The sequence below is a fragment of the Promicromonospora sp. NPDC060204 genome (genome assembly GCF_042728455.1).
Lineage (GTDB): Bacteria > Actinomycetota > Actinomycetes > Actinomycetales > Cellulomonadaceae > Promicromonospora.
Genome location: NZ_JBHWZO010000194.1, coordinates 1 through 11799, shown reverse-complemented (window position 1 = coordinate 11799; position 11799 = coordinate 1). Strand labels below are relative to the sequence as shown.

At 73.1% G+C, this 11799-nt stretch carries 10 protein-coding genes; 6 read left to right on the top strand and 4 right to left on the bottom strand.

Features of this window, described 5'->3' with window-relative positions; translation table 11 throughout:
• Positions 1-346: 346 nt before the first annotated feature.
• Positions 347-1348, bottom strand: a complete 1002-nt coding sequence (locus ACFWEJ_RS21090) for a LacI family DNA-binding transcriptional regulator (protein ID WP_377231147.1) — start codon at positions 1346-1348, stop codon at positions 347-349.
• Positions 1349-1494: 146 nt separating this feature from the next.
• Here ACFWEJ_RS21090 and ACFWEJ_RS21085 point away from each other — a divergent pair, with 146 nt between their 5' ends.
• Genes ACFWEJ_RS21085 through ACFWEJ_RS21070 form a run of 4 tightly spaced genes read left to right on the top strand, consistent with a single transcriptional unit; the run spans position 1495 to position 6940 of the window.
• Complete coding sequence (locus ACFWEJ_RS21085; RefSeq protein ID WP_377231146.1) at positions 1495-2901, top strand: ABC transporter substrate-binding protein; 1407 nt, start codon at positions 1495-1497, stop codon at positions 2899-2901.
• Positions 2898-3818: a carbohydrate ABC transporter permease gene (locus ACFWEJ_RS21080; protein ID WP_377231145.1), complete on the top strand. Its 921-nt coding sequence runs from the start codon at positions 2898-2900 to the stop codon at positions 3816-3818. The genes ACFWEJ_RS21085 and ACFWEJ_RS21080 overlap by 4 nt, the downstream gene beginning before the upstream one ends.
• 1 nt (position 3819) lies before the next feature.
• Entirely contained in the window at positions 3820-4752 is a 933-nt protein-coding gene (locus ACFWEJ_RS21075; RefSeq protein WP_377231144.1) for a carbohydrate ABC transporter permease, read from the top strand.
• A 28-nt stretch (positions 4753-4780) separates the two neighbouring features.
• A complete protein-coding gene (locus tag ACFWEJ_RS21070; protein ID WP_377231143.1) occupies positions 4781-6940 on the top strand; it encodes a glycoside hydrolase family 2 protein in 2160 nt (719 codons plus the stop codon).
• A 56-nt stretch (positions 6941-6996) separates the two neighbouring features.
• Here ACFWEJ_RS21070 and ACFWEJ_RS21065 read toward each other — a convergent pair whose 3' ends face one another.
• Positions 6997-7446, bottom strand: coding sequence for a VOC family protein (locus ACFWEJ_RS21065; protein WP_377231142.1), 450 nt, complete (start codon positions 7444-7446; stop codon positions 6997-6999).
• Positions 7447-7493: 47 nt separating this feature from the next.
• On the bottom strand, positions 7494-8723 hold the full coding sequence (locus tag ACFWEJ_RS21060) for an FAD-dependent monooxygenase (protein WP_377231141.1): 1230 nt from the start codon (positions 8721-8723) through the stop codon (positions 7494-7496).
• 188 nt (positions 8724-8911) lie between these two features.
• On the opposite strand from ACFWEJ_RS21060, the gene ACFWEJ_RS21055 reads away from it, so the two are divergent.
• A complete protein-coding gene (locus ACFWEJ_RS21055; RefSeq protein ID WP_377231140.1) occupies positions 8912-9928 on the top strand; it encodes a GntR family transcriptional regulator in 1017 nt (338 codons plus the stop codon).
• 19 nt (positions 9929-9947) lie between these two features.
• Here the strand turns inward: ACFWEJ_RS21055 and ACFWEJ_RS21050 are convergent, their stop codons facing one another.
• Positions 9948-10610, bottom strand: coding sequence for a TetR/AcrR family transcriptional regulator (locus tag ACFWEJ_RS21050; protein ID WP_377231139.1), 663 nt, complete (start codon positions 10608-10610; stop codon positions 9948-9950).
• 54 nt (positions 10611-10664) lie between these two features.
• Between ACFWEJ_RS21050 and ACFWEJ_RS21045 the strand changes: the two genes are divergently transcribed.
• Positions 10665-11705 (top strand): SDR family oxidoreductase, encoded by a 1041-nt coding sequence (locus ACFWEJ_RS21045; RefSeq protein WP_377231138.1) that lies wholly within the window; start codon positions 10665-10667, stop codon positions 11703-11705.
• Positions 11706-11799 lie beyond the last annotated feature (94 nt).

The window sequence follows — 11799 nt, the reverse complement described above, 5'->3', positions numbered from 1 at the left end:
GGCCTGTGCCGACCTCAATGCAAACTGCCGACTCTGCGCGGCAAACTGCCGACTTCGATGCGAACTGCCGACTCTGCGGAGCAAACTGTCGACTCTGCAGGGCAAGCTGCCGAGTCTGCGGGGCAAACTGCCGAACCTGACGCCGCCGCCGGCCCCAGGGCGCACTGGTCCCGCTTGGCCGCCCCGCCGGGCAGCTCCCGCCTGGCCGCTCGGCCCGGCAGCTCCCGCCTGGCAGCTCCACCGGCAGCCCCGCCCGGCAGCCCCCGCCTGGCCGCCCGACCGGCCGCTCGACCTGACAACTCCCCCTGGCAGCACCGGCAGCCCCGCCGGCACCCCCCCGGCCCGATCACCCCCCGGCCGGCACCGCCGTGCTCTCTCGGACCACCAGGGTGTGTGGCGCCGTGACCTCGACCGCCGGGGTGTCCGGGTCGTCGATGCGCTCGGCGATCCGGCCCACGGCCTGGCGGGCGATGAACGGGGTGTCGAGCGAGACGGTCGACAGGCTGGGGTGTGTGTACTTGCCCTCCTCGATGTCGTCGACGCCGATCACGGCGACGTCGTCCGGCACGCTGCGTCCGGCGTCGAAGACGGCGCGCATCGCGCCCATGGCGAGCAGGTCGGAGTAGCAGAAGATCGCGTCGGGCGGCTCGGGCAGGGCGAGCAGCGCCGTGGCGGCGTCGTACCCGTCGGCCCGGCTGTAGTGCGCGGCCGGGCGCAGCAGGTCGCGCTCCGGAGTCAGCCCGGCCTCGGCCAGGGCGCGCTCGTAGCCCAGGGTGCGCTGGCGCGGGGTGGTGTAGTCCTCGTCGGGCTGGACGCCGATCGCCGCGATGCGGGTGCGGCCGGTGGCGATGAGGTGCGCCGTCGCGTCGTGGGCGGCCTGCACGTTGTCGATGGCCACGTGGTCGTAGCGGCCGTCGAAGTCGTGCTCGCCGAGCAGGACGAGCGGCATCGACCGGCTGGGCTCCATCTCGGCCAGCTCGCCCTGCGTCACCAGGGGGGTGAACAGGACGCCGTCGAACAGCATGGTGCGGTCGGCGCCGGTCAGGAGCCGGCGCTCGCGCTCGTGGTCGTGCCCCGTCTGGTCGACCATGACGCGGTAGCCGAGCGCGGCGGCGGCGTCGATCACCTCTCGCGCGAGCTCCGCGAAGTAGGGCACGTCGATCTCCGGGACCACGAGCGCCAGCACGCCGGTGCGCCCCGTGCGCAGCGTGCGGGCCACCGGGTTCGGCCGGTAGTCGAGCTCCTCGATCGCGGCCTGCACGCGCTGCCGGGTCCGCTCGCTCACGTGCGTGTATCCAGCGACGACGTTCGACACCGTCCGCACCGAGACCTGGGCTTTCTCTGCCACATCGCGCAGTGTGATCGGCACCGCGGTCCCCTTTCATCCTGGTGGACCTAAGGATAGGCCTTGCAACGTACGCAAAGCCGAGCTAGTTTGCACACGTTGAAAACCTCGCGGGGCGCCACGCCCCGCGCATGCACAAGGGAGTGCTCATGCACCCGATTCGCACCACCCGGGCGGCCGCCGGCCGCCCTTCGGCCACCCGCACCGCGGCGGCCGTCACCGCCGGAGCCCTGACCCTGGCGGTCACGCTCACCGCGTGCGGCCCCGCCATCACGAGCGGCGAGGCCGGCCCGGACGACGCCGCGGCGTCCGCCGAGCGCCTCCAGGCTCCCGCCGAGGAGTCGCCGCAGGGCGAGATCACCATCTGGGACCGGTCCGGCGACCTGTTCAACGTGTTCGAGGCCGTCATCGACGACTTCAACGAGGTCTACCCCGACATCACTGTCCACCACGAGGCCGTGGACATCGACGCCAAGCTGCAGAACACCCTGATCACCGGGGCCGACGTGCCCGACGGCGTGTTCCTCGACGACGCCAAGGTGGCCGGCTTCTCCGACCACCTCTGGGACCTCACCGACGTGCTGGCCCCGTACACGGACGACATCGCCCCGCAGAAGATCGACGTCAACTCCCAGGACGGCGCCATCTACGGCGTGCCGTTCGACCTGGACCCGGGCCTGCTCTTTTACAACGAGAAGGCGCTGACCGACGCCGGGATCGACGCGACGCAGATCGAGACCTACGACGACCTGCTCGCGGCGGCCCGTGAGTACCAGGAGGCGGTGCCGGGGTCGAAGCCGATCCACCTGGAGCAGAGCCCGTTCCTCGGCCAGCTCCAGCTCGAGATGTACGCGAGCCAGCTCGGCACGGCGCTGGCCGACGACAACGGCGAGCTGACGCTCGACTCCGACGAGTACCGGCAGGTGCTCGGCTGGCTCGACACCGTCAACCAGGAGGGCCTCGGCACGCGGGCGGAGTACCTGTCGCCCAGCGACGTCGGCGCCCTGGAGTCCGGTGACCAGGTGTTCTACCCCTGGGCCATCTGGTTCAGCTTCGCCCCCGAGCAGCAGCTCACGAAGACCAGCGGCGACTGGCGCGCCATGCCGCTGCCCGCGTGGGAGGACGGCGGGGCGCGCTCCGGTGCCATGGGCGGCTCGTCGTTCGTGCTGCCGAAGGACGGCGAGAACTCCGACCTGGCCTGGCTGTTCTACGAGTTCCTGATGTTCCACGAGGACGGCTACAGCGCCGTCTGGGGCGAGAACGACACCTACCCGAACGGCCTGGCGACGTCGATCCCGGCGTACGCCCCGGCGGCCGACCCCGCGAAGCCGCTGTTCGGCCCCGTCGAGGGGCTCGGCGGGCAGGACCTGTGGACCACTGCCGTCGAGGCCGGCGCGCAGATCCCCGGCGGGGCGCCCGCCCCGACCTGGTGGACCGGCGCGGTCGACTACCTCGGCACCAACGTCCAGCGGATGTACGACGGCGACATGACCCCCGACGAGGTCATCGAGCAGTCGACCGCCGACATCCAGACGAACCTCGTCGACCGGCAGTGAGCACGCTCGTCAGCCCGGAGCGCGTCCGGGGGAGCCAGGGCCGGCCGCTCCTGCGGCCCTGGCTGCCCCGCAAGGTCGCGCCGTACGTGTTCGTCCTCCCGTTCGTCGCGATCTTCGTCGCGTTCAGCGTCTACCCGATGCTGTTCACGCTGCGCCTGAGCTTCACCGACTGGCGCGGCTCGGGCGCGGCGACATGGGTCGGCTGGGACAACTACACCTACCTGCTCGGCAACGACATGTTCTGGGGCTCGCTGGCCAACTCGGCGGTGCTCTGGCTGATGATCGTGCCGGTCCAGGTGGTGCTCGGCCTGCTCGTCGCAGTGCTCCTGAACAGCGCGAAGATCCGCATGCGCTCCTTCTACCGCATCGCGTTCCTGGTGCCGTTCGTGACGCCGCTCGTGGCCGTCGCCCAGATCTGGGTGGTCGTCTTCGACCAGGAGTTCGGGGCCGTCAACGGCCTGCTCAACCTCGTCGGCCTGCCCGACGTCGGCTGGCTCACCACCAGCGAGTGGGCCAAGCCGACCCTGGCGCTGCTGTTCCTGTGGAAGACCACGGGCTTCATCGTGATCATCCTGCTGTCGGGCCTCCAGTCGATCGACGCGAGCGTCTACGAGGCCGCCTCGATCGACGGCGCCTCCCGCACGCGCCAGCTCTGGAGCATCACCGTGCCGCTGGTGCGACGCACCCTGATGTTCTCCGTGGTGCTCCAGACGCTGGCCGTGTTCCAGATGTTCGCCGAGCCGTTCGTGGTGACGGACGGCGGCCCCTACAACTCGACGACCACCGCGGGCCTGCACCTGTACGAGCACATCACCCGCGGCGACCTCGGCACCGGGGCGGCGAACTCGTTCCTGCTCGTGATCGTCGTCATGGGCCTCTCGCTGCTGTTCGTCCGGTTCCTGCGGACGGAGGACTGACATGACCACCACGCACGCCCCCAGCCCGGCCGGGACCCGGTCGGACCGGACCCGCGCGACGACGACCCGGCCGCCCCGGACGAGCCCCCGCGGGCTGCCCGCCGCCGTCGGCTCGCAGGCCTTCCTGCTGCTGCTCGCCCTGGCCTTCCTCGCCCCGGTCGTCTGGGCGCTGGTCTCGGCGTTCAAGCCGGCCACGCAGATCATCAGCGACCCGCTGGGCCTGGACCTGACGGCGCTGACCCTGGACAACTACCGGCGGATGTTCGCCGACGTGCCGATCGGGCAGGGCTTCCTCAACACCGCCGTCGTGCTGGTCACCAAGGGGACCATCACGCTGTTCTGCGCCCCGCTGGCCGCCTACGCGTTCGCCAAGTACCGGTTCCCGGGCCGCGACCTGCTGTTCGGCACGGTGCTGATCACGCTGATGCTGCCCACGATCGTGCTGATCATCCCGCTGCTGCTGGAGATGAAGTCGCTGGGGTGGGTCAACACCTACCAGGCGCTCGTGCTGCCCGGCGCCGTGGACGCCTTCGCCATCTTCTGGATGCGCCAGGTGATCGCCGACGTCCCGGACGAGCTGCTCGACGCCGCGCGCGTCGACGGCTGCGGCGAGTTCGGCATCTTCACCAGGATCGTGCTGCCCGTGATCCGGCCCGCCCTGGCCGGCCTGGCGGTCCTGACCGTCATGAACATCTACAACGACTTCGTCTGGCCCGTGGTGGCGGCGAGCTCCGAGCGGATGGCCACGCTGCAGGTGGTCCTGTCCACCCTCGCGCAGAACATCACCGGCAACCGCGTCGGGGCCGACTACGCGACCGTGACCGGCGAGCTGCTCGCCGCCGCGTCGATCGCCCTCGTCCCGCTCCTCATCGTCTTCATCGCACTCCAGCGGCACTTCATCAACGGCATCCTCGCCGGAAGCGTCAAGGGCTGAACCCCGCATTCCTGAAAGGCAGACACACATGACCTCGGCTCCTCCGCGCCCCGACGCCGCTCGCCCCGAGACCTCCGACCCCGCCTACCCCCGGCCCGACCGCGACCGCTCCGGCCGCTGGGCCAGCCTGGACGGCACGTGGGACCTCGACGTGCCCGGCGGCACGGTGCCGGTCACCGTCCCGTTCGCCTGGGAGACGGCGGCGTCCGGCGTCGGGCGCACCTGGCTGGAGCACGCGACCTACCGCCGTCAGGTCACCGTCCCCGCCGCCTGGGCGGGGGCGCGGGCCGTGCTGTGCTTCGGCGCCGTGCACCACCGCGCCGTCGTCCGGGTCGACGGCGTCCAGGTCGCCGAGCACGTCGGCGGGTCCACCCCCTTCGAGGTGGACCTCGACGGCGTCCTCCCGCCCAGCGGCACCGGGACGCTGGAGGTCGAGGTGCACGCGCCCGCCGACAAGCGCGCCATCCCGCACGGCAAGCAGCGGTCCATCCCGCGCGACGACTACGACGGCGTCTCGTTCACCCCGACGTCCGGCATCTGGCAGCCCGTCTGGCTGGAGGCGCGCGGGCGCACCTACGCGGCCCGCGTCGCGGTGCGGGGCGACTCGCTGACCGGGTTCGACGTCTCCGTGGACGTCGCGGGCGACGCGCCCGCGGGTGCGGTGGTGACCGCGGAGGTCACGGCGGGTTCCGGCACGGCCGGGTCCGGCGCGGGGGAGCGTCTGGACCTGGTCGCCGACGGCGCGGGCGCGGCGTCGGGCCGTCTGGAGATCGCGGAACCCCGGCTCTGGAGCCCCGCGGACCCGCACCTGTACGTGCTCACGGTGACGACCCGGTCCGCGGGGGCGGACCGCGCCGCCGAGCCCGACGCCGTCGCGATCACCGGCGGGCTGCGCCGCATCGACCGCCGCGGCGAGCACCTGTACCTCAACGACGAGCGGATCTACCTGCGCGGCGTCCTCGACCAGGGCTACTGGCCCGACTCCGGCCTCACCGCCCCCGACGTCGACACCCTGGTCGCCGACCTGGAGCACGCCCGCGACCTCGGCTACAACCTGGTCCGCAAGCACATCAAGCTGGAGGACCCGCGCTGGCTGCACCACGCCGACCGCACGGGCATGCTGGTCTGGGCCGAGCCGCCCGCCCCCAGCCGGTTCAGCCCCGAGGCCGCGCTGGCGTTCGAGGAGCAGGTCGCGCCCATGGTCGAGCGCGACGGCAACCACCCCAGCATCGTGATCTGGGGCCTCTACAACGAGGAGTGGGGCCTCGACTGGGACATCCCCGGCAGCACCGACCGGGCCGACGCCGCCGTCCGGGCCTACGACACGCTGCGCGCCCTGGACGACACGCGCCCCATCGTCGAGAACTCCGGCTGGGCCCACGTCCGCACCGACCTCGTGGACTGGCACTACTACGACGAGGACCCCGCCGCCTGGGCCGCGAACGTCGCGGCGCTCGCGGACGGCACGGGCGAGGACTTCCCGGTCCGGCTCGCGGCCGACTTCCTGGCCAGGAAGTCGCTGTACGGGTCGGCGGACCACCCGCGCACCGGGCTGCCCGTGCTGAACAGCGAGTACGGGGCGGGGTTCACCAGCCTCGAACGGGCCTGGCACCTGCGCTGGCAGACCCAGGAGCTGCGCCGGCACGACCGGTTCGCCGGCTACGTCTACACCGAGCTGGCCGACGTCGAGCACGAGATGGCGGGCCTGCTCGACGTCGACCGCCGGCCCAAGGACCGCGGCGGCCTCGAACCACGCGACATGAACGCCGAGACGGTGCTCGTGGTCGACCTGGTCCCCGCGCACGCGGGCGCCGACCTCCCCGTGCCGGGCGCCGAGCTCGGCCTCGACGTGCACGTCTCGCACCACGGCCCGGGCGTGGTGCGCGGGCGGGTCCGCGCGGCCTGGGTGCCGGCGGGCACGCCGTTCGGCGAGGCCCCGGTCGACGGCGCGTCGGACGGCGGCGACCTCGGCGCAGCCGGGTCGTCCGGCGTCGGGTCGGAGACCGTCGAGGCCAAGCCGTTCGTGCTCAGCCCGGCCGTGCGGGTCACGGTGCCGCCGCCCGGCCCGGTGTCGTCGGCCCGCCTGCACCTGTGGCTCCTGGACGACGCCGGCGCCGTGCGGGCGCGGACCTTCGTCGACGCCGGGCCCATCGAGGAGCCCAACCGGCGCGGCGAGCGCTGGGCGTGACGAGGGCCTGACCCGGCGTCATGCGGCCCGGCCGTGCCTGAGCAGGTGCGGCCGGGTCAGCCGTCGTGTGCCTCGACCAGCGCGCCGATGTCGATCCTCGTCATGCCGTGCACGGCGTCGAGGACCCGAGCTGCGGCCGCCGGGCCGGCGCCGTCGAGCAGGTCGGCCAGGGCGCTCGGCAGCACCTGCCAGGACACGCCGAAGCGGTCGGTCAGCGACCCGCCCGGTCCCTCGGTGCCGCCGTCGGCCAGGGCCGCCCACACCCGGTCGAGCTCCTCCTGCGTGGCGCACTCGACGTACAGCGACACGGCGGGGGTGAAGGCGAACCGCGGCCCGCCGTCGAAGGCGATGCAGCGCTGCCCGGCCAGCTCGAAGGCGACCGTCGTGACCTGGCCGCCGGGCGTGCGGTCAACGTCGAGGATCCGGGAGTGGTCGAGGATCCCGATGTAGTGCTCCGCCGCCTCCTGGGCGCGTCCGTCGAACCAGAGGAACGTGCTGACCTGCATGGTTGCTCTCCTTCGGGGTGGTGACCGGTTCGTGGTGCGCGGCCGCGTCAGCGGTGCGCCAGGGCGGCGTAGTCCTTGAGCTCGACCGTGTTGGCGACCCGTTCCATGCCGCGGCCCACGAGGGCGCGCGGCAGGAACGGGAGCACCCGGACCGCCAGGTTGCGCATCCGGATCTGGGCCCGGGAGTCCGGCATCAGGCCGTTGTCGCCCGAGGTGCGGGCGAACTCCTGGGCCCGGTCGACGAACTCGCGCATCTGCCGCGCGTACGCGGGGTAGGCGCGCGTGTGGTCGCCGTCGGCGGCGGCGAGCTCGCCCGCGAGCACGTACGCCCCGACGAGGGCGAGGCTGGTCCCGATGCCCGACATGGGCGACGCGCAGTAGGCGGCGTCCCCGAGCAGCACGGTCCGGCCGCGCGACCAGCCGTCCACCTCGACCTGCACGACCCGGTCGAAGTAGAAGTCGGACGCGTCGTCGATCGTCGACAGCAGTCGCGGGATCTCCCAGCCGTCGCCCTCGAAGGCGCGCGTCACGATCCGCTTCTGCTCGTCGACGTCGCCGCGGTCGTACCGGAGCGGGGCCGAGCGCAGGAAGAACGCGGCCAGCGCGGTGCCCGGTGCGGTGCGCGGGTAGATGCCGGCTGTCCGGCCCGGACGCCCGCCGCCGGCGGGCATCGTGTACATGAGCTGCCAGCCGTCGTGCGGCAGCGTGGTCGTGGTGCTGAACAGCGAGACGTAACAGCCCAGGTCGCGGAGGTACCGCTCGTCGGGGCCGAACACCAGCCGGCGCACCGTGGAGCGCACGCCGTCGGCGCCGACCAGCAGGTCGAACCGGCGGGCCGTACCGCTCTCGAACCGGACCTGGATCCCGACGTCGTTCTGCTCGGCGGCCACGACCGAGTCGCCGAAGATGTACTCGACGTCGTCCCGCGACGCCTCGTGCAGGATGCGGGCGAGATCGGTGCGCAGGATCGCCAGCTCGGCGACGGGGCCGCCCGAGTCGCCGAAGACGTCGATGCCGAGGGTCGCGACGCGCCGGTTGCGCTCGTCCACGAACGCCATGCCCCGCGCTCCGGTGTGCGCGGCGCGGACGGCGGGCACGATCCCGGCCCGCTCGGCCACCTCGCGGGCGGTGCCGCGGATGTCGACGGCGTGGCCGCCCGTCCGGGGCGCCGGGGCGCGCTCGACGACGGTCACGTCGAAGCCGTACCGGTGCAGCCAGTACGCGAGCGTCGGACCGCCGATCCCGGCGCCGGAGATGAGGACGCTCCGGTTCTTCATGGGTTCTCCCTGCGTCAGGCCGGACGCGTGATGCGTACGGCGTATCGTGGTACTGGTCTGTTGTCGACAGTAGCGAGCCACAACCATGATGAGCAGTGAAGTCGGGCGAGAAGTGTCCTGGTTCGACCACGAACTGAACTAGTACACTTGCCTCGACCGGAAGGTCGTTCGACGAACCGGAGGGGTGCATGTACGCGTCGCCGCATCAGGTGGAGCCGCCGTACCGGCAGATCGCGGGCGAGCTGCGCGCCAAGATCCTGGCGGGCGACCTGCGCCCGGGGGACCGGGTGCCCTCCGTGCGCCAGATCGCGCAGCGGTGGGGCGTCGCGGTCGCGACGGCGACCCGCGTGACCGCCGTCCTCCGCGACGAGGGCCTGGTCGAGGCGCGGGTCGGTTCCGGCACGGTGGTCAGCGACCTCGCGCGGCGCGAGCGGGCCGGGCGGCCCGTCACGGGGCGGACGACGCCGGCGGCACCGGCAACGGCACCGGCACCGGCAACGCCGGCGTCGGTCCCGGCGGGAGCGCGAGCAGCCGCCCGCCCGCCGTCGGACCCGGGGCTGAGCCGGGACGAGCTGCTGCGGGCCGCCGTCGAGATCGCCGACACCGAGGGCCTGGAGGCGGTGTCGATGCGTCGGCTCGCCGCCCACCTCGGCGTCGGCCCCATGTCGCTGTACCGGCACGTCGCCAACAAGGACGAGCTGCTGGTCGAGATGGCCGACCGGGTCTTCGGCGAGATCGAGCTGCCGAAGATCGGGCCGGAGGGCTGGCGCGCCCGGCTCGAGCTCGCCGCGCGCCGGCAGTGGCGGCTGTGCCGCAGGCATCTCTGGCTGCCCCGGACGGTCTCGTTCACGCGTCCGCTGCTGGCGCCGAACATGATGGCGCAGACCGAGTGGACGCTCCGCGCGCTCGACGGGTTCGGGCTGGACCCGACGATCCTGATGCGGGAGGCGCTCGCCCTGCACGGGCTGGTCCTGACCGCCGCGCTGTCCCTGGCGGACGAGGTCGAGGCGGAGCAGGACAGCGGCGTCACCCTCGACCGGTGGCATGCCGAGCGCGCCGCCCGCGCGGGCGAGCTGCTCCGCTCCGGGCGGTTCCCGCGGCTCGCCGCGGTCCCCGTGGACGCCGCGCGCGACCTGGACGCGCAGTTCGAGTACGGCCTGGCGCGGCACCTGGACGGCTTCGCGGTGCTCGTGGCCGAGCGTTAGCCGCGCTTGCCGGTGACGGCTAGCCGCGCGGCTCCGGCGTCTGCCCGCTCTCCGTGCCGTTCCCGGTGAGGGCGTCGACCGACCGGCCGATCTGGCCGACGGCACGGGCGAGCAGGTCGTCGGGGTCGGCGTCCCAGGTCTCGGCCTTCTGGTCCAGCAGGCCGTCGAGCGCCAGGGCCGCCAGGCCGTGCCCGGTGGCCCAGAGCGTGAGCCCGAGCGCGTGCGGGTCGGCGACGCCGAGCCGGCCGACGAGGTCGGTCAGCACCTGGAGCGCGGCGTCGCCCGCCTCCTGCACGGCCGGGTGCTTCTCGGGCTCGGAGAGTTCGGGGCGGAACATGACCTGGAAGTGGCCCGGCTGCCGCCGGGCGAAGGCGACGTAGGCGGCGACCGTCCGCGAGACCTCGTCGCCGCCCGACGTCGTGCCCGGCCGGCCGACGGCGCCCAACAGGTCCTGGGTGAGCAGGTCGAAGCCGCGGGCCGAGATCGCGGACAGCAGCGCCGCCCGGTCCGCGAAGTGGTGGTAGGGCGCGCCCGGGCTCACGCCGGCCTCGCGGGCGACGCGCCGCAGGCTCACGGCGGCGATCCCTTCGGCCTCGATGAGCCGCACGCACGCCTCGATCAGCTCCTCGCGCAGCGCGCCGTGGTGGTACGTCTCCCGTTTGCGTGACCCGTTGACCTCCATGGCCGAAATCTATACGGTGCTCATAATCTAAACACTGCTCAGACTGGAGACGCGATGTCGAGGGTTCTTGTCACCGGCGCCACGGGGTTCATCGCCGGGCACGCGATCGAGGAGCTGCTGAGGAACGGTCACGAGGTGCGCGGGACCGTGCGCTCGCTGCGGGATCCCGCGCGGGTGGCGCATCTGCGCCGCATCGCGGACGCGGCCGGGGGGCGGCTCGACCTGGTGGAGGCCGATCTGGCCCGCGACGCGGGCTGGGACGAGGCAGTCTCCGGGCAGGAGTACGTGCTGCACATGGCCTCGCCGTTCCCGGCCGCGCCGCCGCGGGACGAGAACGAGCTGGTCGGGCCGGCCGTCGACGGCACGCTGCGGGTCCTGGGGGCGGGCGCGCGGGCCGGGGTGCGGCGCGTGGTCATGACGTCGTCGCTGGCCGCAGTGAGCGCGGCCGGCTCGCGCGAGGGCGACCGGCGGTGCACCGAGGAGGACTGGAGCGACCCGGACCGGATCGCGCCCTATGCCAAGAGCAAGACGCTGGCGGAGCGCGCGGCCTGGAGCTTCGCGGCGGACCACCCCGAGCTCGAGCTGACGGTGATCAACCCGGGGCTCGTCCTGGGTCCGGTGCAGCACGCGGCGTCCGGCACGTCGGTGGCGCTGGTGCGCAGGCTGCTGGGCCGGGAGATCCCGGCGGTCCCGGAGCTCGGCTTCGCCCCGGTCGACGTGCGCGACGTGGCGCGGGCGCACCGGCTGGCCATGGAGTCGCCCGACGCCGCGGGCCAGCGGTACATCTGTGCCGGCGACAACTTCTGGTTCGGCGACCTCGCGCGGATCCTCGACGAGGAGTTCGGGCCGCAGGGCTACCGAGTACCGCGGCGCAGGATGCCGTACTGGATGCTCTGGACGGTCGGCCGGTTCGACCGGGAGGTGCGGCTCGGCCTCGACTTCGTCGGCAGCGCGGAGCTCGTCAGCGCCGACAAGGCGCGCCGCGAGCTCGGCTGGGACATGCGGCCAGTGCGGGAGACGCTCGTCGACACCGGCCGCAGCCTCGCCGAGCTGGGGCTCGTCCGGCCGCGCGGCGCGGCGCGAGCGGCAGCCTGAGACGTGCTGTCAGGGGTGCCGTGCCGGTGCGGTCGGCAGTTTGCGCCGCAGACTCGGCAGTTTGCATCGAGGTCGGCACAGGCCTGTGCCGACC